The sequence below is a fragment of the Neobacillus sp. WH10 genome (assembly GCF_030123405.1).
In the GTDB taxonomy this organism is placed as follows: domain Bacteria; phylum Bacillota; class Bacilli; order Bacillales; family Cytobacillaceae; genus Neobacillus.
Window position 1 is genome coordinate 2,010,633 of record NZ_CP126110.1, and the last position, 21,866, is coordinate 2,032,498.

Annotated in this window: 18 protein-coding genes; all 18 read left to right on the forward strand. The window is 37.9% G+C overall.

Annotated elements, in window-relative coordinates; all coding sequences use genetic code 11:
- The first annotated feature begins 4 nt into the window (after positions 1-4).
- The 18 genes from rpsO to QNH20_RS09625 all read left to right on the forward strand — a co-directional run bounded on the left by rpsO (position 5) and on the right by QNH20_RS09625 (position 21,865).
- Positions 5-274 carry a 30S ribosomal protein S15 gene (gene rpsO / locus QNH20_RS09540; RefSeq protein WP_149869610.1) on the forward strand — a complete coding sequence of 90 codons (270 nt, stop codon included), beginning with the start codon at positions 5-7 and terminating at the stop codon, positions 272-274.
- A 244-nt stretch (positions 275-518) separates the two neighbouring features.
- Positions 519-2,636: a polyribonucleotide nucleotidyltransferase gene (pnp, locus tag QNH20_RS09545; RefSeq protein WP_283922651.1), complete on the forward strand. Its 2,118-nt coding sequence runs from the start codon at positions 519-521 to the stop codon at positions 2,634-2,636.
- A 156-nt stretch (positions 2,637-2,792) separates the two neighbouring features.
- A complete protein-coding gene (locus tag QNH20_RS09550; RefSeq protein ID WP_283922652.1) occupies positions 2,793-3,743 on the forward strand; it encodes a polysaccharide deacetylase family protein in 951 nt (316 codons plus the stop codon).
- Between the two features lie 247 nt (positions 3,744-3,990).
- Positions 3,991-5,229 (forward strand): M16 family metallopeptidase, encoded by a 1,239-nt coding sequence (locus tag QNH20_RS09555; protein ID WP_283922653.1) that lies wholly within the window; start codon positions 3,991-3,993, stop codon positions 5,227-5,229.
- 101 nt (positions 5,230-5,330) lie between these two features.
- Entirely contained in the window at positions 5,331-5,573 is a 243-nt protein-coding gene (locus QNH20_RS09560) for a YlmC/YmxH family sporulation protein (RefSeq protein WP_283922654.1), read from the forward strand.
- 307 nt (positions 5,574-5,880) lie between these two features.
- The gene (gene dpaA, locus QNH20_RS09565; RefSeq protein ID WP_283922655.1) at positions 5,881-6,783 is read left to right on the forward strand and encodes a dipicolinic acid synthetase subunit A; all 903 of its coding nucleotides are present in this window, start codon (positions 5,881-5,883) and stop codon (positions 6,781-6,783) included.
- Positions 6,780-7,379, forward strand: coding sequence for a dipicolinate synthase subunit B (gene dpaB / locus QNH20_RS09570; RefSeq protein ID WP_283922656.1), 600 nt, complete (start codon positions 6,780-6,782; stop codon positions 7,377-7,379). The genes dpaA and dpaB overlap by 4 nt, the downstream gene beginning before the upstream one ends.
- Before the next feature lie 156 nt (positions 7,380-7,535).
- The gene (gene asd, locus QNH20_RS09575) at positions 7,536-8,585 is read left to right on the forward strand and encodes an aspartate-semialdehyde dehydrogenase (RefSeq protein ID WP_283922657.1); all 1,050 of its coding nucleotides are present in this window, start codon (positions 7,536-7,538) and stop codon (positions 8,583-8,585) included.
- Positions 8,586-8,732: 147 nt separating this feature from the next.
- Positions 8,733-9,977, forward strand: a complete 1,245-nt coding sequence (gene dapG, locus QNH20_RS09580) for an aspartate kinase (RefSeq protein WP_283922658.1) — start codon at positions 8,733-8,735, stop codon at positions 9,975-9,977.
- 95 nt (positions 9,978-10,072) lie between these two features.
- Positions 10,073-10,945: a 4-hydroxy-tetrahydrodipicolinate synthase gene (gene dapA, locus QNH20_RS09585; protein WP_283922659.1), complete on the forward strand. Its 873-nt coding sequence runs from the start codon at positions 10,073-10,075 to the stop codon at positions 10,943-10,945.
- A 167-nt stretch (positions 10,946-11,112) separates the two neighbouring features.
- Positions 11,113-12,780 carry a ribonuclease J gene (locus QNH20_RS09590; protein WP_283922660.1) on the forward strand — a complete coding sequence of 556 codons (1,668 nt, stop codon included), beginning with the start codon at positions 11,113-11,115 and terminating at the stop codon, positions 12,778-12,780.
- Positions 12,781-13,387: 607 nt separating this feature from the next.
- Positions 13,388-14,140, forward strand: coding sequence for a ClpP family protease (locus QNH20_RS09595; protein WP_283922661.1), 753 nt, complete (start codon positions 13,388-13,390; stop codon positions 14,138-14,140).
- On the forward strand, positions 14,137-14,376 hold the full coding sequence (locus QNH20_RS09600) for a YlzJ-like family protein (RefSeq protein ID WP_283922662.1): 240 nt from the start codon (positions 14,137-14,139) through the stop codon (positions 14,374-14,376). The genes QNH20_RS09595 and QNH20_RS09600 overlap by 4 nt, the downstream gene beginning before the upstream one ends.
- A gap of 126 nt (positions 14,377-14,502) precedes the next feature.
- Entirely contained in the window at positions 14,503-16,851 is a 2,349-nt protein-coding gene (locus tag QNH20_RS09605; RefSeq protein ID WP_283922663.1) for a DNA translocase FtsK, read from the forward strand.
- A gap of 328 nt (positions 16,852-17,179) precedes the next feature.
- Positions 17,180-17,908 carry a GntR family transcriptional regulator gene (locus QNH20_RS09610; RefSeq protein WP_283922664.1) on the forward strand — a complete coding sequence of 243 codons (729 nt, stop codon included), beginning with the start codon at positions 17,180-17,182 and terminating at the stop codon, positions 17,906-17,908.
- 86 nt (positions 17,909-17,994) lie between these two features.
- Entirely contained in the window at positions 17,995-19,080 is a 1,086-nt protein-coding gene (locus tag QNH20_RS09615) for a BMP family lipoprotein (RefSeq protein ID WP_283922665.1), read from the forward strand.
- A gap of 207 nt (positions 19,081-19,287) precedes the next feature.
- A complete protein-coding gene (locus tag QNH20_RS09620) occupies positions 19,288-20,823 on the forward strand; it encodes an ABC transporter ATP-binding protein (RefSeq protein WP_283922666.1) in 1,536 nt (511 codons plus the stop codon).
- Positions 20,816-21,865, forward strand: a complete 1,050-nt coding sequence (locus QNH20_RS09625) for an ABC transporter permease (protein ID WP_283922667.1) — start codon at positions 20,816-20,818, stop codon at positions 21,863-21,865. The genes QNH20_RS09620 and QNH20_RS09625 overlap by 8 nt, the downstream gene beginning before the upstream one ends.
- Position 21,866: the final 1 nt, after the last annotated feature.

Genomic DNA, 21,866 nt, shown 5'->3' on the forward strand with positions numbered 1-21,866 from the left:
CTGGATGGCAATCACTCAAGAACGTAAAAATGAACTTATCAATGAGTACAAAACTCATGAGAACGACACTGGATCTGCAGAAGTTCAAATCGCTGTCCTTACTGAATCAATCAATAATTTGAACGAGCACTTACGTACACACAAGAAAGATCACCACTCACGTCGCGGTCTTTTGAAAATGGTTGGTAAACGTCGTAATCTTTTAACATTTCTTCGTAATAAAGACGTTCAACGTTACCGTGTGTTAATTAATAAGCTTGGTCTACGTCGTTAGTTTACAGAAGCGGGATTTTTCCCGCTTTTTTGTTAGGTTTAAAAGGCGATGAAGGTAGACAAATAAAGAAATTTTTATACATAATTTTAATTCAGAACTTATTTGTGCATACTATAATTAATTTGATTGATAATATAAGCTTTTTAGGCTTTTTTTATATGACTATAGATTAAAATGATGATTACAGCGAAATAATTTTTTTCGCATCATCCTCTAAGTGATGTAGATAGAGAGGGGTAAAAATATGGAACAAATGAAACATGAATATTCTATGGATTGGGCTGGACGTAAACTAACCGTTGAAATCGGCCAATTAGCAAAACAAGCAAACGGTGCAGTTCTGGTTCGCTACGGTGATACTGCCGTATTAAGTACTGCAACAGCATCAAAAGAACCGAAGAACCTAGATTTTTTTCCATTAACAGTTAACTATGAGGAACGATTGTATGCAGTTGGGAAAATCCCTGGTGGGTTTATTAAACGTGAAGGCCGTCCGAGTGAAAAGGCTATTTTAGCTAGTCGTCTGATTGACCGTCCGATACGTCCGCTTTTTGCTGATGGTTTCCGAAATGATGTTCAGGTAATTAGTATCGTTATGAGTGTGGATCAAGATTGCTCAACAGAAATGGCAGCGATGTTCGGGTCTTCTTTGGCGCTTTGTACTTCAGATATTCCATTTGAAGGGCCAATTGCTGGTGTCGTTGTTGGTCGGGTAAATAATGAATTTGTTATCAACCCAACTGTTGACCAGGCTGAAAATAGTGATATCCACTTAACAGTTGCCGGTACAAAAGATGCGATTAATATGGTTGAGGCAGGAGCTCTTGAAGTGCCTGAAGAAATCATGCTTGAGGCCATTATGTTTGGTCACGATGAAATCAAACGCTTAATCGATTTCCAGGAGAAAATTGTTGCTGAAATTGGTAAAGAAAAAAGAGAAATCACCTTATATGAAATAGATAAAGAACTTGAAGCTGAAGTAAGAGAATTATGTGAAGCTGACATGCTTAAGGCTATTCAAGTTCAAGAAAAGCATGCTCGTGAGGATGCCATTAAAGAAGTTAAAAACCAGGTTATTGCCAAATATGTGGAACAAGAAGCAACAGAGGACGACATGAAACAAGTGAAGCAAATCTTGGACAAGATCGTCAAGGGTGAAGTACGCCGCTTAATAACAGTGGAAAAGGTTCGTCCAGATGGTCGTAAAATTGATGAAATTCGTCCATTATCTTCACAAGTTAGTATATTGCCGCGTACACACGGTTCCGGATTATTTACACGCGGGCAAACTCAAGCATTAAGTATCTGTACCCTTGGCGCAATGGGTGATGTTCAGATTCTTGATGGTTTAGGTATCGAGGAAGAAAAGCGCTTTATGCACCATTACAATTTCCCATCCTTTAGTGTTGGAGAAACTGGTCCAATCCGTGGGCCAGGCCGAAGAGAAATTGGACATGGAGCGCTTGGTGAACGAGCTCTTGAACCGGTTATTCCGTCTGAAAACGATTTTCCATACACCATCCGTCTCGTTTCTGAGGTACTTGAATCGAATGGTTCAACATCACAAGCTAGTATTTGTGCCAGTACATTAGCAATGATGGATGCAGGTGTGCCAATAAAAGCACCTGTTGCAGGGATTGCTATGGGACTTGTAAAATCAGGTGAGCATTATACTGTTTTATCTGATATTCAAGGAATGGAAGATCATCTGGGAGACATGGATTTTAAAGTTGCTGGAACCGCAAAAGGGGTTACGGCACTTCAAATGGATATTAAAATTGCTGGTCTTTCCCGTGAGATTTTAGAAGAGGCTTTGCAGCAGGCAAAGGTTGGAAGAATGCATATTTTAGATTCAATGCTAGCTACGATTACAGAACCAAGAACAGAGCTTTCCCAGTTTGCACCGAAAATCTTAACAATGACAATCAACCCGGATAAGATTCGCGATGTCATTGGACCAAGTGGTAAACAAATTAATAAGATTATTGAAGAAACTGGCGTTAAGATTGATATCGAGCAAGATGGTACTATCTTTATTGCTTCTGCTAATCAAGAAATGAATCAAAAAGCGAAGAAAATCATTGAGGATATTGTCCGTGAGGTTGAAGTAGGACAAATGTATCTTGGTAAGGTAAAACGGATAGAAAAGTTTGGGGCCTTTGTAGAAATCTTTGCAGGAAAAGACGGACTCGTTCACATTTCTGAACTTGCTGAAGAGCGTGTAGGTAAAGTGGAAGATGTTGTAAAGATCGGGGACGAAATTTTAGTTAAGGTGACCGAAATAGATAAACAAGGCCGTGTTAATTTATCTCGCAAAGTCGTTTTAAAAGAACAGCGGGAAAAGGCTGAAGATAAGCAATAAGCAGAAAAGCAGGCATATGAAAAATCTAAGATAATAAAAAGTCAGGGGTCATTCCCTGACTTTTTCCATATATAATGTATTTATAACTGGTACATCAGCTTCTCAGTTCTACCTTGTCCCCCTTATACATAATCTGTATGGAAGGGGGAAATGTAGATGAAAAAGGTTCTTATTTTTTTTGTTATTTGTTTGGCTGCATGGATTTTAGTAAACAATCCTATAGTGGATAAATTTATAGCCGTATTAAAACAATCTGCACTTCCGGCAGCTAAGCAGGAGTCAGATCCTCTATATCAAAGTATTATTAAAAAAGCATCTACATATGAAATTCCACCATCCGATGCGAAGGTTGACTCAGTCTGGAAGGCCATTCCCGGATATAATGGACTCAAAATTGATATTGCTGCTTCGTATAAAAATATGAAGATAAAGAAAGTTTTTGATGAAAAGAAGCTTGTGTTTGTTCAGACCAAACCAAAGATACATCTACAGGATTTACCACCCTCACCGATTTATAAAGGTCATCCTGATAAACCTATGGTTACATTCATTATTAATGTTGCATGGGGTAATGAATATTTATCCGGGATGCTTGCTACTCTAAAAAGACACAATGTTTCAGCGAGTTTTTTTCTTGAAGGGAATTGGGTTAAAAAGAATCCTGAACTTGCAAAAATGATTGTGAGCGCTGGCCATGAAGTAGGAAATCATTCTTACTCCCATCCGGATATGAAGCAACTGACTGCAGCAAAGGCACGGGAACAAATTATTAAAACTAATGAGATTATTGAAGCAGCGACAGGGGAGAAATGTGTTTGGTTCGCACCACCTAGCGGCAGCTATCGGGATGAGACAATAAAAATTGCAAATGAACTTAACATGAAAACGGTGATGTGGACGGTAGATACAGTAGACTGGCGAAAGCCATCTCCCGAGGTTCTAATTAATCGTGTCATGTCTAAAATTGATAATGGTTCGATGGTTCTCATGCATCCAACCGAATCAACAGCAAAATCGCTCGATCAACTGATTACCTTAATTAAGCAAAAAAATTTACAAATTGGTACGGTTACTGAACTAATGAACGAGGAAAGAATTATTAAATAATTGAGGCAAAATATAACAGAAAAATGGAGAAAATACTTTTTAGAAAGTATAATAAATAATTGGAGTAGTAGCATCTGCTGTTTATCCCGAATTAACTGGCAGTAAGACCACCATGTAAAGACTTAGAGTGAAAATATGTATAATAGGGGCTCAACTGCCCATAAAAGCCCGATTGGTTCAACTAACAATTAGTGGGGGGAAGACCCCCCACTAATTGAAGTTTCACTGTATCGACAGGAGGAAGTCAATGATTAATAAGTACACTTGCCAAAACGGAGTAAGAATTGTATTAGAAAATATCCCAACCGTCCGATCTGTTGCCATAGGTGTTTGGATTGGTACAGGTTCTAGAAATGAGAATCCAAAAACAAATGGGATTTCCCATTTCCTAGAGCATATGTTTTTTAAAGGAACAACTACACGATCGGCAAAGGAAATTGCTGAATCATTTGATAGCATTGGCGGACAGGTAAATGCCTTTACTTCCAAAGAATATACATGCTATTATGCAAAAGTGCTTGATACCCATTCTAAATTCGCATTAGATGTGTTAGCTGATATGTTCTTTAATTCTACATTTGTGGAAGAAGAATTAAATAAAGAAAGAAATGTAGTTTTAGAAGAGATAAAAATGTATGAAGATACGCCGGACGATATTGTTCATGATTTATTAAGCCGGGCTGTTTTTGGTGATCATCCACTTGGATACCCAATCTTAGGGACGGAGGAAACATTAAATACTTTTACTGGAGAAACACTCAAGGAATATATTCATGAACGATATACACCTGAAAATGTAGTCATTTCGATTGCTGGAAATGTTTCAGAAAGTTTTATCAAGGATGTTGAAGATTATTTTGGTTCCTATCAGGGCGGTATAAAAGAAACGCCTGAAAACGTTCCTTCATTTCATTCCAATCGAATATCAAGGAAAAAAGATACAGAGCAAGCCCATTTATGTATTGGTTTTGAAGGATTAAAGGTAGGACATGAGGATATATATAGTTTAATTACCTTGAACAATATATTAGGTGGAAGCATGAGCTCAAGACTATTTCAGGAAGTTCGTGAACAAAGGGGCTTAGCTTACTCAGTATTCTCCTACCATTCTGCCTACCAGGATAGTGGGATTGTGACTGTCTACGGAGGAACAGGTGCTAAGCAGTTGGATGTTTTATTTGAAACTATCCAGGAAACTCTAGGAAAATTAAAACATGATGGAATTACTGAAAAGGAATTAACGAATAGTAAAGAGCAGTTGAAAGGCGGCTTAATGTTAAGTTTAGAAAGTACAAATAGCCGAATGAGCCGTAACGGTAAAAATGAACTTTTATTAAAACGGCATCGCTCTCTTGACGAAATTATTGAACAGATTGATGCAGTTTCTAAAAATAGCGTTGACGAAATGGCAAATGCAGTTTTTACTGATCAATACTCCGTGACATTGATTAGTCCTGATGGAGAATTCCCAAATAAATTATCTTAATAGAAGACAACATTTCTTTTCGAACTGTTTTTTCTTTAGTCTAAATATGGACTTCCTCTTATAAACTAATAAAAAAGGGTAATGAAGGGGGTTCCTATGCAGTGAGGTTAAGTGAATTAAGCGGTAAAGAAATTGTTGATGTTAAAAAGGCAGAGCGCCTCGGAGTACTTGGTCAAACCGATTTAGAAATTAATGAAGGCACTGGTCAAATACAGGCACTGCTAATTCCTTCATTAAAGTGGTTTGGTTTTCGGAAACAGGGTGATGAAATCAGAGTGCCATGGCAGCATATAAAAAAAATTGGAACGGACATGATCATTATTGATATTCCGGATGATGAATAGCCAACATAAAGAAGCCCAAGCAAAACAATTTTTGCTTGGGCTTTTTTTATTTTTCTAAAGGTGGAAAACTCACCTAATGAAGCAAAATTACATAAGATGGTGAAGTGATAAGAAGAAAGCGGAAGCTTCCTTTGTGCTACGTTGGACTTGAGCACTTAGACTTAGATTAAGTCAACACTTAAAGCGAAGCGTTCCTGTGTTGACTTATAGCAGGGAGATGTGTGAAGTCTACTAGCCGCTGGGATCTGGAGCTAGACAATGAAAAAGAATTCCTATGTGGATTTTAAAAAAGAAGGTGAATGTTTTCATGCTGACAGGGATGCAGATAGCCTTGATTGGTGGAGATGCCAGACAGCTGGAAATTATCCGGAAGTTAACCGAATTAGATGCCCGACTATCGCTAATTGGGTTCGAACACCTTGACCATGCGTTCACTGGTGCTGTTAAGGAAAAGTTGGATGAGGTTGATTTCTCGAATATAGACGCTCTTATTTTGCCAGTAGCTGGCACGAATCTAGAAGGTCAGGTAGAAACGATTTTCTCGAATGAGAAAGTAATTTTATCAGAGGATATACTTTCTAAAACCCCTGAACATTGCACGATTTATTCAGGAATAAGTAATGCATTTTTAAACGGAATTATAAAGCAGTCGAAAAGAACACTTGTGCAGCTATTCTCAAGGGACGATGTAGCTATATATAATTCTATTCCCACGGTCGAAGGAACAATTATGATGGCTATACAGCATACCGATTTTACCATTCATAGTTCTAATATCACCATTTTGGGCTTAGGAAGATGCGGTATGAGTACAGCGAGGGCCTTCCATGCACTTGGTGCAAAAGTAAAAGTTGGAGCAAGAAAAAGTGAACATCTTGCAAGGATTACCGAAATGGGTGTCACTCCATTTCATTTAAGCAATATCGAGAAAGAAGTTACGGGGACGGATATTCTGATCAACACCATTCCCTATCCAATCGTAAGTGCATCAGTAATAGCAAAGCTGCCAGCCCATACCTTGGTTATTGATATTGCCTCAAAGCCTGGCGGAACAGATTTTCGTTATGCAGAAAAACGAGGAATTAAAGCTTTGCTCGCACCTAGTTTGCCTGGTATTGTTGCTCCGAAAACAGCAGGTACTATTCTTGCTGATGTTCTAGCACAACTACTCCAAGATGACCTGAAAAACCGAAAGGGGAAAGTAAAATGAGTTTAAAAGGTAAAAGAATTGGCTTTGGTCTTACCGGCTCACATTGCACATATGATGCGGTTTTCCCAGAAATTGAAAAATTAGTGCAGGCCGGTGCAGAGGTAATGCCAGTTGTAACATTTACAGTTAAAAATACAGAAACCCGTTTTGGTAAAGGGGAAGATTGGATTCAAAGAATTGAAGATTTAACAGGTCATAAGGTGATTGATTCGATTGTTAAAGCAGAACCTTTAGGTCCGAAAATTCCACTTGATTGCATGGTTATTGCGCCATTAACAGGCGTTTCAATGAGTAAATTTGCCAATGCTATTAATGATAGCCCCGTTTTAATGGCTGCAAAAGCAACTTTAAGAAATTTAAAGCCTGTCGTTCTTGGGATTTCAACAAATGATGCACTTGGTTTAAACGGTGTAAACTTAATGAAATTAATGGCAACAAAAAATATTTATTTTATACCCTATGGGCAGGATGATCCAGTGAAAAAACCAAATTCGATGGTTGCCAGAATGACTCTGTTATTAGATACAGTAGAAGACGCATTAGAAGGTAAACAGCTTCAACCCGTCCTGGTTGAAAGGTATAATGATGCGGACTAATTTTCTCTCCTCTTTCTGCAAAAAAGGTTATTTCTTTAAAAGAATATGTTAAAATTAATTAATCCTTCATCAGGGGGATATTCCCCCTCCTGATATGATATAAAAAATAGAAATGACCAGCAATATAGAGTTGAAAGATTGAAAGGGGAACTAGAAATGAATCAGCAAAATGGATATCACGTTGCCGTTGTTGGAGCAACAGGAGCAGTTGGACAACAAATGATTCAAACATTAATTAAAGAGAGTTTTCCAATCAGAAAACTTACCCTCTTATCGTCAGCAAGGTCAGCAGGGAAAATAGTAAATGTAAATGGTCAAGAAATAACGATCCTGGAAGCTAAACCTGAGAGTTTTGAGGGAGTAGAAATTGCTTTATTCAGTGCTGGCGGCAGTGTTTCGAAGGAACTCGGTCCTGAAGCAGTTAAACGTGGTGCTATCGTCGTGGACAACACTAGTGCATTTAGAATGGATTTAAATACGCCACTAGTAGTTCCTGAAGTGAACGAAGCTGACTTGCATCACCATAATGGAATCATAGCTAATCCAAATTGCTCAACTATACAAATGGTGGTTGCCCTTGAACCAATTCGTCAAAAGTATGGTTTGAAAAAAGTCATTGTATCCACCTATCAAGCGGTTTCGGGTGCAGGTGCTGCGGCGGTTGAAGAATTAATGGAACAAACAAAATCAATCTTAAATGAAGAAGCGTATGAACCTAGTATTTTACCAGTGAAATCAGATTCGAATCATTATCAAATTGCTTTCAATGCCATACCTCAAATTGATAAGTTCCAAGAAAATGGCTATACTTTTGAAGAAATGAAAATGATTAATGAAACAAAAAAAATTATGCATTTACCGGAGTTACAGGTTTCAGCAACCTGTGTTCGTCTTCCTATTGCGGTAGGCCATTCTGAATCCGTCTATTTCGAAATTGAATCAGGGGATGTAAGTGCGAATGATATTAAAGCATTATTAAAGGATGCTCCAGGTGTTATCCTCCAGGATGATCCGGAAAATCAAGTATATCCAATGCCAGCTAATTGTGTTGGGAAAAATGATGTCTTTGTAGGCCGTATTAGAAAAGACATTGATGAAGACAGTGGCTTCCATATGTGGGTAGTTTCAGATAATCTTCTAAAAGGTGCTGCATGGAATTCAGTCCAAATCGCTGAGAGTTTAGTAAAATTAGGCTTAGTAAAATAAAATGCGAAAGCACCCGTTTAGCGAGGTATTGAGGAAAAGACAATACACTAGTCGCTGTGCGCTGGAGCTAGATTGTTATCAATGTTCAATCATATAAATTTTGATATTAATTAAAGTTACATCCAAAAGGCAGGTTTTGGTGTCACCATGAAAATTATTGTCCAAAAATTTGGCGGGACTTCTGTCAAAGATGAGAAAAGTAGAAAATATGCTCAAGGCCATATCGAAAAAGCATTAGCTGAAGGCTACAAGGTTGTTGTTGTCGTATCAGCAATGGGGAGAAAGGGAGACCCCTACGCAACCGACACACTATTATCTTTAATTGGGGGCAACCTAAGCAAAATCTCAAAACGGGAACATGATTTATTATTGTCTTGTGGAGAGGTTATTTCTAGTGTTGTTTTTTCGAATATGCTATTAGAGAGCGGAATAAATGCCATAGCATTAACAGGAGCACAAGCAGGTTTCCGCACTAACAATGACCATACTAATGCAAAAATAATCGAAATGAAATGTGATAGGCTGCTTAAGGAACTTGAGAATAGAGATGTCGTAGTCGTTGCTGGATTTCAAGGTGCTGCGAAAAATGGGGATATTACCACAATTGGACGGGGGGGAAGTGACACCTCCGCTGCAGCACTAGGAGCGGCTCTTAATGCTGAATGGATAGATATTTTTACCGATGTAGAAGGGATTATGACAGCTGACCCTCGCATTGCTGAAAATGCACGGCCACTTCCTGTGGTTACCTATACAGAGGTGTGTAATATGGCCTATCAGGGTGCAAAGGTCATTCATCCGCGAGCAGTGGAAATTGCCATGCAGGCAAAGGTGCCGATTCGTATCCGTTCCACTTATTCCGACAATCTGGGAACATTGGTTACAACCTTAAATAAAGATAAGCGTGGAAGTGACATTAGAGAGCGAACTGTTACTGGGATTGCCCACGTATCAAATGTTACGCAAATAAAGGTTTTTGCTAAAAAGGATCAATATAATTTGCAGGCAGAAGTTTTTAAAGCGATGGCTAATGAAAAAATTAGTGTAGATTTTATTAATATTTCGCTGAATGGCGTAGTTTATACTGTAACAGAAGAAATGACGGATCGGGCGATTCATATCTTAAACGAATTAGGTCATGAGCCAGTAGTTGAACGTCATTGTGCGAAGGTTTCGGTCGTTGGAGCTGGAATAGCTGGTGTACCGGGGGTTACTTCCAAAATAGTTACAGCCTTATCAGATCATGGAATTCGTATTTTACAATCTGCAGACAGTCATACAACCATTTGGGTATTAGTAATGCAAGATGATCTAGTTAAATCTGTAAATGCTTTGCATGATGCTTTCCAATTAGAAGAGGAATCAATGGAATTAAATCTTTCAGAATTGTAAAGAGTTAAAAAGAATAAAAGCTGTTTATTAAATTGGAATTGAAGCGGTACAACACGGTGTTTTGGCAATCTGTTTGTATTGAAAGGAGTAGGAAAATGGTTCAATTCGGGCGAATTTCCACGGCAATGGTAACCCCCTTTGATAAAAAGGGACATATTGACTTTGCTAAGACCACTCAATTAGTAAATTACTTATTAGAAAATGGAACAGACTCCCTTGTGATTGCAGGAACTACTGGGGAATCACCAACATTATCGAAAGAAGAAAAGCTGGCCTTATTTGATCATGTTGTAAAAGTTGTAAAAAAACGAGTTCCAGTTATTGCAGGTACTGGAAGTAATAATACTTATGCATCGATTGAATTGACAAAAAAAGCTGAGCAGCTTGGTGTGGATGCAATTTTGGTCGTAGCACCATATTATAATAAACCAAATCAAGAAGGATTGTATCAGCATTTCAAAGCAATCGCAGAAGCAACATCCCTTCCGGTTATGGTGTACAATATTCCGGGAAGGTCAGTGGTTAATATTCTTCCAGAGACGATTATTCGCCTGTCTAAGATCCCTAATATTGTAGCTGTAAAGGAAGCAAGTGGGGATTTAAACGCTATGACTCAAATCATTGCCAATACTGATGAGGATTTTGTTTTATACAGTGGGGATGATAGCTTAACAATTCCGGTGCTTTCCATCGGCGGAGCCGGTGTTGTCTCAGTTGCTTCTCATGTTATTGGAAATGAAATGCAGGAGATGATTAAAGCGTTTTTTGATAGAGAAAATGCCAGGGCTGCAACATACCATCAGCAATTGCTTCCAATCATGCAGGGTCTATTTGCCGCTCCAAGCCCAGCTCCAGTAAAAACGGCATTGCAAGTATCGGGGCTGGATGTTGGTTCTGTCAGGCTGCCACTTGTGGGTTTAACGGAACAAGAACGTGCTACCTTGATTTCTTTATTAAATAATAACTAATGATGACCAAGAGCTAACCGAAACGAAGATCGGTTAGCTCTTTTTACATCAAATTGATGTGTGTTTGCGAAAAAAGCTAATATTGGTTGTAAAGGTTTTCTGCTATCAAGTATAATAATCATAACTGATCTCGATCGGGCTAAACATCAGGTAGGAGGAAACGGAAATTGATTAAGAAAAAAAATACCTCCATCAAGTTTATAGCACTTGGTGGTATAGGAGAAATCGGAAAGAATATGTATCTTGTTGAGGTGGACAAGGACATATTCATCATTGATGCCGGCTTAATGTTCCCCGAGGAAGAAATGCTCGGTATCGATATGGTCATTCCTGATCTAACATATTTGAAAGACAATAAGGAACGTGTAAAAGCGATTTTTTTAACACATGGACATGAAGACCATATTGGTGCACTTTCTTATGTGCTTCGTCAAGTTGATGTACCGGTTTATGGAACGAAATTAACCCTTGCTCTTGCAAATGCAAAGCTTAAGGAGCAGGATTATAAAGCTAGTGCAAACTTTATTGAAGTAACCTCGGACACTGTCGTTGAACTGAAGACTGTAAATGTCAGTTTTTTCAGAACAAATCATAGTATCCCTGATTCAGTTGGTGTATGTATCCATACATCGGAAGGAATTATTGTCTATACCGGTGACTTTAAATTTGATCAGGCAGCAACTAAATTTTATAAACCTGAAATTGGAAAAATGGCAGCGATTGGGGAACGTGGGGTTTTATGTTTACTGTCAGACAGTACCGAGGCTGAAAAACCAGGATACACAACATCTGAAGCCATTGTTGAACGTGAAATGTCCAATGCTTTTTATAATGCACCGGGACGAATTATTGCCGCATGCTTTGCATCGGATATAAGCCGGATCCAGCATATTTTTGATGCTGCAAGAGAAAATGGCCGCAAAGTTGCAGTCGTAGGGAAAAGTCTTGAAAGAATCTATCATATTGCCCTTGATTTAGGGTATTTAGAAGTAGCTGATGATGTCATTATCCCGGTTAGTGAAATTAAAGAATATCAAGACCGAGAAATAGTTGTATTAATGACGGGCAGTCAAGGTGAACCAATTGAGGCTTTGCAGAAAATGGCAAAGCAGTCACATAAGCTTTTGAACATCCAACATGGAGATACCGTATTAATTGCTGCTTCACCATTAAAGGGCAGTGAAGTGTTTTTATCCAAAACTGTCGATATGTTATTCCGAGCAGGAGCAAATGTTATTTATGGAAAACGGACCATTCATGTATCAAGCCATGGCAGTCAAGAAGAATTGAAATTTATGATTAATTTAATGAACCCTAAATTTTTGATACCTGTTCATGGCGAATATCGGATGCTAAAAGCACATCGAAAAGTGGCTATTGACTGCGGACTTGCCGATGACCAAATAATCATTCCTGACCGTGGTGATGTAGTGGATTGGAAGGAAGGAACTTTATCGATTACCGGGAAGGTTCCATCTGGCAATGTCCTTATTGATGGGATTGGTGTAGGTGATGTTGGAAATATCGTTTTACGGGATAGAAAGCTTTTATCACAAGATGGTATTCTTATAGTGGTTGTCACCTTAACGAAACAAGAAAAGAAAATTGCTGCTGGCCCTGAAATTATTTCAAGAGGGTTTGTATATGTTCGGGAATCAGAAAAATTGATGGAAGAATCTACGAAATTAGTGCGTGAAATAGTGGAAAGAAATACAGCAAAAGGTTCATTCGAATGGTCAAGCCTAAAGCAGGAAATAAGAGATGAATTAAATCGATCCTTATTTGAAAAAACAAAAAGAAGACCAATGATTCTACCAATCATTATGGAAATATAATGAAAAAAAAGGTGCTGGGATAAATCAAAGGGTTCCGTTTTTTGGTGAATAATATGACACATAAAATAGCGTGAGAATTGACTCACGCTATTTTTATTTTAAACAAAGGAATATTCCGATTTTTTATGCTCAATGGTATTAGAAAGGACACACTTTTTTTACATGACAATACTTGTTGTAAACTAAAAATATGTTGTCAATTTTCCTTTCAATAAGACTGACATATTAACAGCTTTTAATACTAACTTTGATACTATAATGGGTTATAAGTTATTGAAAGGATCTGTTTAGTTTAAAAATTTAAATGATTTTTACTTGTCTAGTCCGAATGAGCCCTGGATTCGGACAACAAAAGTCAAAAATCTCCTTAACCTGTCCGAATAGGCCTTGGATTCGGACAACCAAAGGTAAAAATCCGCTTGACCTGTCCGAATAAGCCTCGCATTCGGACTATGAACAGGTAAATCCACATAATAGAAGCTACCATCAGTCGAAGCGCTCCAAGTCTATACGCCGCGCTAAAGAAGCTTCCGTTTTTATAATTTCAAGCATGAAATTATACCATAGGTAAATACTAAATTATATCATGCTTGAAGGGAGTATTAGGATGGATAACGATTTTCAAAACAATAACGATAACCAAGAAGAGCAAGAACCTCAAAAAGAGGAAAGGCCTTCTTCAGCATTAATAGAGAAAATTCAACAGCTTGGTCAAACGAATGTGCCTCAGTTATCTGTTGATTCGAGAATTCATTGTTTAACCATAATTGGCCAGATTGAAGGGCATTTAGCTTTGCCGCCGCAGAATAAAACGACAAAATATGAGCACATACTGCCTCAACTTGTTGCAATTGAACAAAATCCAAAAATAGAAGGCGTGTTAATAATATTAAATACGGTTGGCGGGGATGTCGAAGCAGGGCTTGCCATATCAGAAATGATCGCATCTATATCAAAACCAACTGTCTCCATTGTATTGGGGGGAGGTCATTCAATTGGTGTACCGATTTCTGTGTCTTGCGACTATTCATTCATTGCTGAAACTGCAACGATGACCATTCATCCTATTCGCTTGACTGGGCTTGTTATTGGAGTTCCAGCTACCTTCGAATATTTAGATAAAATGCAGGAAAGGGTTGTCAATTTCGTTACAAAGCATTCCAAAATTACGGAAGAAACATTTAAAGACTTAATGTTTGCAAAGGGCAACTTAACAAGAGATATTGGAACGAATGTAATTGGTGTTGATGCAGTAAACTATGGATTAATCGACGAAGTAGGCGGACTAGGTCCTGCGATGAAGAAGTTAAATGAAATGATTGATCAGCATAAAGAAAAAAATGAGGGGCTGATTCAATGATTTTATACACGATGATGCCAAATGAACTTGTTTTTCCATATGAAGCAGAAGCTGCTAGTAAACAACAAATGATAACCTATCAAGGAATTCCCCTATTAGTAGAGATCGCTGATCAGCAAGATGTTCAAGTTATTCGTATCTTAAGCAGTGATCCACAGCATTTTATGAATGAGCGGATTTACCCTGGTGCAAAAATTTCTTCTAGTATCCTTGAAGGATTGTCCGCATTACAATAGTAGATTATGGTATAATTATGTTATCAATTATAGAGCAGCCAAACAGGCTGCTTTCCTTTTTCCCCAATTTTATATCAACTAATAGGTATAGATAATATACCAAACTGAATTATACAAGGTGATTAGATGGCAAAAAGAAAGAGAAGAAAACCAAAAAAGAGAGATAACCATTTAAAACGAACCGTTCAATACGAATTATCCGCTTTAGCTTTATTGGCTCTAGCGGTAATTTCGATAGCAAAGCTTGGGGCAGTTGGAAAAGCAATTGTTCTATTCTTCCGTTTTTGGATGGGGGAATGGTATATGCTTGGTTTAATTGGGCTGGTAATATTAAGCGTTTATTTAATGTGGAAACGATGTATTCCTTTTTTCTTCCATATTAAGTTAGTTGGGAGCTATTTTATTGTTTCTGCTATCCTTCTATTAAGTCATGTTACACTTTTTCATTTGTTAACCAACGAGGGGAAATTTAGAGATCCTAGTGTAATTGGAAACACTTGGGAATTATTTATGATGGAGCTTAGAGGGGAAACAAGCACTACCGATCTTGGAGGAGGAATCCTCGGAGCAATCCTGTTTGCATTATTTCATTACCTTTTCGCAGAGACCGGTACAAAAATTATCGCTTTTATATTTATTATTATTGGAATTATTTTACTTACTGGAAAATCCTTTGGAGATTTCATTGGGAAAATCATGATTACCCTTTTTGATTTCATAAAAAATCAATGGGATGCCTTTAAAACAGATATGTCTGAATGGAAACAAAAACAAGATGAGCGAAAAAATGAGAGAAAATCTCAGAGACAGAAAGAACAAGAAAATCGCCAAAGAGAAAGTGTGCCCGTTATAAACAATCAGCAGCAGCCTAATCAGCAAGAAACGATCATTCCTGAACCTATCATTTCAAGTTTTGCAGACAGGGCTTATATAGAAGAGGCACCTAAGGAAAAAAACCAAAAAGAACAATCGAAGGCAAGAAAAAGTAAACCGGAAGATGTCGAGGAAGATAATACTCCGCCAATAACATTTACTGAAGTAGAAAATGTGGCTTACGAATTACCGCCACTCAGACTATTAAAGCTTCCAAAGAAAACAGATCAAAGTGGTGAATATGAGCTAATCCATGCAAACGCAGCAAAACTTGAAAGAACATTTCAAAGCTTTGGAGTAAAAGCTCGTGTCACCCAAGTTCATTTAGGACCTGCTGTAACAAAATATGAGGTACACCCAGATGTCGGTGTAAAAGTAAGTAAAATTGTCAGCTTAAGTGATGACCTAGCATTAGCACTTGCTGCCAAAGATATACGGATAGAAGCTCCCATTCCAGGTAAATCAGCAATTGGAATTGAAGTTCCAAATTCAGAGGTCGCCATGGTTTCCCTAAGGGAGGTACTAGAAGCAACTCAAAATGATAAACCGGATGCTAAATTATTAATCGGACTTGGCCGGGATATTACCGGTGAGGCTGTACTGGCAGAATTAAATAAAATGCCTCATTTACTTGTAGCTGGAGCAACCGGAAGTGGAAAAAGTGTTTGTATTAATGGTATTATCACAAGTATTTTAATGAGAGCAAAGCCTCATGAAGTTAAATTAATGATGATTGATCCAAAGATGGTCGAACTCAATGTTTATAACGGTATTCCCCATTTACTTGCACCTGTGGTAACCGATGCCAAAAAAGCTTCACAAGCATTAAAGAAAGTAGTAAGTGAAATGGAAAGACGGTATGAATTGTTTTCCTACACAGGTACACGTAATATAGAAGGGTATAATGAACACGTAAGAAAACATAATAGTGAAGAAAATGACAAACAGCCATTATTACCATATATTGTCGTCATTGTAGATGAGTTAGCTGATTTAATGATGGTTGCTTCATCCGATGTGGAAGATTCGATTACACGGCTTGCTCAAATGGCTCGTGCTGCGGGTATTCATTTAATCATTGCTACCCAACGGCCGTCTGTGGACGTTATAACAGGTGTCATAAAAGCAAATATTCCATCGCGAATTGCCTTTGCAGTTTCCAGTGCAACCGATTCAAGAACAATCTTGGATATGGGAGGGGCGGAAAAGCTGCTTGGACGAGGTGACATGTTATTCCTGCCAGTAGGAGCATCAAAACCTGTTCGTGTTCAGGGTGCTTTTCTTTCCGATCATGAGGTTGAAGATACGGTTGAATTCGTTATTTCACAGCAAAAGGCGCAATATCAAGAGGAAATGATTCCGGATGATATTCCAGAAGTAACAGGTGCAGTCGATGATGATTTATATGATGAAGCAGTTGAATTAATCATTGAAATGCAAACAGCATCAGTTTCCATGCTGCAGCGCCGCTTCCGAATCGGCTATACAAGAGCTGCTCGTCTAATAGATGAAATGGAAGCACGGGGAGTAGTAGGTCCATACGAGGGAAGTAAACCGCGTGCTGTATTGCAGACGAAGCCAAATGAAGAACAAAGTTCATAACTAAATGAAAAAAGAGCCATTTGGCTCTTTTTTTAATACTAATTTTTAAAAAATCTGATACTATAGTAATAGGAGGTGGATGTTTATATCAAGAAAAAATCCTACAAATTTCCTGCAACATCTATTCACTTTTAAAAACAGTATTTAATTATAGCAGATTTTCTTATAAAAAAACCACAAATTTATGATAATTTTTATCTTCATGCCTTTTTTCGACAAAATGTTGAATTCCTATTTATTTATCTCAAAAAAAGTGTTAATATAATTTCGATTAGTAGGAATGATATCAGATGTCTGATGTCTTAGGAAAAAGGCTGGAGGAAACAGCATGTCATCAATTAAGTCAGATAACCGGCACTTATATTTACAAGTGATCGAACGGTTAAAGCAAGATATTGAAAATGGGGTTTATAAAGAAAAAGAAAAATTACCTTCTGAATTCGATCTTGCCAAACAGCTTGGTGTAAGCAGGGCAACTCTTCGGGAAGCACTACGTATTCTAGAAGAAGAAAACGTTATCATAAGGCGTCACGGTGTTGGCACCTTTGTAAACGCAAAGCCGATGTTTACTTCGGGGATTGAACAACTTAATAGTGTTACTAACATGATTAAACAAGCTGGAATGAAACCAGGTACAATTTTCTTAAGTTCATCAACTCAAGGTCCTACCGAAGAGGATATTCGTCGTTTTTCATGTTCTACTAGCGAAGAAATTTTTGTGATGGAAAGGGTAAGAACCGCAAATGGAGAACCAGTCGTCTACTGTATCGACAAGGTTCCAGAACGCATTTTGCCAGAGACATTTTCCCATGAGGAAGAATCTATTTTTCAGATTTTAGATGAAGAGGCAAATCGCAAAATTACATACGCGGTTGCCCAAATCGAGCCCTTGGGCTATCATGACAAAATTTCCCCAATTCTAGAATGTGATCCTGAAACAGCATTGTTAGTATTGAAACAAATGCATTTCGATGAAATGGATGAACCTGTCCTATATTCGGTAAACTATTTTAAAGCGGACAAATTTAGTTTTCATGTTTTAAGGAAAAGAATTTAATTATTTTTAGTCCTTTATGAAAACGCAATCAGTTCTGGCTTAAAGTTTCTACTATATCAAACATAATTCATAGGGGGTACATTACCTTGAAAAAGCGTAAAATTGGAATGGCGCTATCACTAGTTCTTGCTGCTGGAACACTTTTAGGTGCATGTGGAAAAAGTAATGATGACAAAGGTACCGAAACAACTAAAGGCGGAGATAAAGAAAAAGCTTTCTCTGTAGCTATGGTTACTGACGTCGGTGGTGTTGATGACAAATCATTTAACCAATCAGCATGGGAAGGTCTTCAAGCTTTTGGTAAAGAAAATGATATGAAAAAGGGTAAAGGCGGATTTGATTACCTTCAATCAAAATCTGATGCAGATTACTCAACAAACTTAAATAAACTATCTCGTGAAAAATTTGACCTAGTATTCGGAATTGGTTTCTTAATGCAAGCTTCCGTTGAAGAAATTGCGAAACAACAAAAAGATACAAACTTCGCTATTGTCGATGCTGAAGTAAAACAACCAAATGTTGCCAGCATCCTATTTAAAGAGCAAGAAGCAGCTTTCCTTGCAGGTGTAGCAGCTGCCCTACAAACAAAAAGTAACCATGTCGGATTTATCGGTGGAATGGAAATTCCTGTTATCGAGCGTTTCGAATCTGGTTTCGTTGCGGGCGTTAAGGCTGCAAAGCCGGATGTAAAAGTAGACGTTCAATATTCAGGTGCATTTGACAAAGCTGAATTAGGTCAATCTATTGCTTCTAAAATGTATTCTTCAGGCGCAGACGTTATCTTCCACGCCGCTGGTGGTACAGGTAATGGTCTATTCAAAGAAGCTAACGACCGTAAAAAGAATGACCCTAGCAAAGAAATTTGGGCTATCGGCGTAGACCGTGACCAAAACGATATGGGTCCAGATGTAGTTCTTACATCAGCTATGAAAGGTGTAAGCGTAGCCGTACAAGACCTTTCTAAAAAAGCAAAAGATGGTAATTTCCCTGGTGGAGAAATTGCATTATATGGGTTAGCTGAAGATGGTGTATCTTTAGCACCAATTAACAGCAAAGCCTCTAATAAAGCTGCAATTGATGCAGCGGTTAAAGAATGGACAGATAAAATTAAATCCGGTTCTGTAAAAGTTCCTGGTACCCACAAAGAGTTAGAAACTTTTAGTGCAAAATAATTTAAAGTAGGGAATAAGCGGGTAATACCTGCCTGCTTATTCCTTATTAATGAAAATCTTAATTGAAGCGTAGAATTAGTATTCTACTTTTCACTTAGGATTTTAAAGGGGAGGAAATCCCCATTTTTTTAAAACTTTGAAAGGTCTGACCTCTTACTACTATTGGTCAAAATTTCCTTTTACCTTTATCACAGGGAGTGAGATAAGATGGATTATGTAATTGAGATGCTCAACATTCGAAAAGAATTTGGCGGATTCGTTGCGAATGATAACATTACCCTTCAATTAAAAAAGGGAGAAATTCATGCTTTGCTCGGTGAAAACGGAGCTGGTAAATCGACTTTGATGAATGTTCTATTTGGCTTGTATCAGCCTGAGCAGGGTGAAATTCGTGTAAAAGGGCAGCCAGTAAACATTACTAACCCTAATATTGCGAATGATTTAGGGATTGGAATGGTACATCAGCATTTTATGCTTGTGGATACATTTACCGTTACGGAAAATATTATTCTTGGTAGAGAAATAACTTCTGGCGGTAGAATTGATATTAAAAAGGCGGAAAAAGAGGTCCGTGACATTTCCGAGCGCTATGGCCTGGCTGTGGACCCGCAAGCAAAAATTTCAGAAATCACTGTTGGTATGCAGCAAAGGGTGGAAATTTTAAAAACTCTTTATCGCGGTGCTGAAATTCTTATTTTTGATGAACCTACTGCTGTGTTAACGCCTCAGGAAATTAAAGAATTAATTCAAATTATGAAAACGCTTATTAAAGAAGGAAAGTCCATTATTCTTATTACTCATAAGTTAAAAGAAATTATGGAAGTTGCTGACCGTTGTACGGTTATTCGAAAGGGTAAAGGGATTGGGACCGTAAATGTAAGTGAAACCAATCCGAATGAACTTGCAAGTTTAATGGTCGGTCGTGAAGTTGTATTTAAAACTGAAAAGAAAGAGGCACATCCAAAACAAGATGTCCTTGAAGTCAATGATTTGGTTGTTAAAGATGCTCGTGGTGTTACCATTGTTAATGGGCTTAATCTTTCAGTAAAAGCTGGAGAAATTGTCGGAATTGCTGGTATTGATGGTAACGGACAATCCGAATTTATTGAAGCCATTACTGGGTTACGTAAATCTGAAAGCGGTAGCGTAAAATTAAATGGAAAAGAATTAATTAATTTTACTCCAAGAAAGATTACTGAATCAGGTGTAGGTCATATTCCTCAGGATCGCCATAAACATGGTTTAGTACTTAATTATCCAATCGGCGAGAATATTGTTTTACAAAACTATTATAAGAAACCCTTTTCTAAAAATGGTGTTTTAAACTTTAAAGAAATATATAAACAAGCAAAGAAAATAATTAGTGAGTTTGATGTTCGGACACCAAGTGAATACACTTTAGCACGTGCACTTTCAGGGGGAAATCAGCAAAAAGCAATTATTGGACGAGAAGTTGACCGTAATCCAGATTTACTAATTGCTGCTCAGCCTACTCGTGGGCTGGACGTTGGAGCAATTGAATTTATTCATAAGCGTTTGATTGAACAACGCGATAACGGTAAGGCAGTTTTACTCGTTTCGTTTGAGTTAGATGAAATTATGAATGTTAGCGACAGGATTGCGGTTATTTACGAGGGGAAAATCGTAGCTGTAGTTAATCCGAAAGAAACAACTGAGCAGGAGCTTGGATTGCTGATGGCTGGTTCGAATAGAAAGGAAGCGGGTGAAGGAACTCATGTCTAAACGCTTAAAGGGTTTATTAACGCCAGTTATTGCCGTTTTATTAGGTATTTTGGTTGGAACAATTATTATGTTAGCGAGTGGGTATGACCCTGTTGCTGCTTTTTCAGCATTGTGGAATGGAGTATTTGGAGATGTTTATTCTTTTGGAGAAGCAGTTAGGCAGATAACTCCCTATATTTTAGCAGGTTTAGCCGTAGCATTTGCTTTTCGTGTAGGCTTATTTAATATCGGAGTTGAAGGACAATTTATCGTTGGATGGCTTGCAGCGGTATGGGTAGGGGTTGCCTTTGATCTTCCCCGTGCTATTCACTTACCATTAGCAATTCTTGCTTCCATGATTGCTGGGGCTCTTTGGGCATTTATTCCAGGTTTTTTAAAAGCACGTTTTCGTGTCCACGAAGTTATTGTGACAATCATGATGAACTATGTGGCACTCCACGTTACTAACTATATTATTAGAAACGTTTTAGCATCAAAAAGTGGTGATAAAACAGATATGATTCACGAGTCAGCCTCATTACGCTCAGAGTGGTTACAAAGTTTAACAGATTACTCACGGCTTCACTGGGGTATAGTAATTGCTATTATTTGTTGTTTTATTATGTGGTTCTTGCTTGAAAGAACAACTAGGGGATTTGAATTACGGGCTGTTGGTTTTAACCAGCATGCTGCCCACTACTCAGGAATGAGTGTTAATAAAAACATTATTCTTTCTATGTTGATTTCTGGGGCATTTGCAGGTCTTGCAGGATCTATGGAAGGATTAGGCACATTTGGATATGCTGCTGTTAAGGGTGGATTTACTGGGGTTGGATTCGATGGAATTGCAGTTGCCTTATTGGGAGGCAATACAGCATTCGGTGTATTTTTATCAGCTATACTTTTCGGTGTATTAAAGGTTGGCGCTTTAAACATGCCACTTGAAGCAGGAGTACCTAACGAACTAGTTGATATTATTATTGCTTTAATTGTTTTCTTCGTAGCCTCAAGTTATATGATTAGAGCGTTACTTGATCGATTAAGCAAGAAGGAGGTGAAGTAAG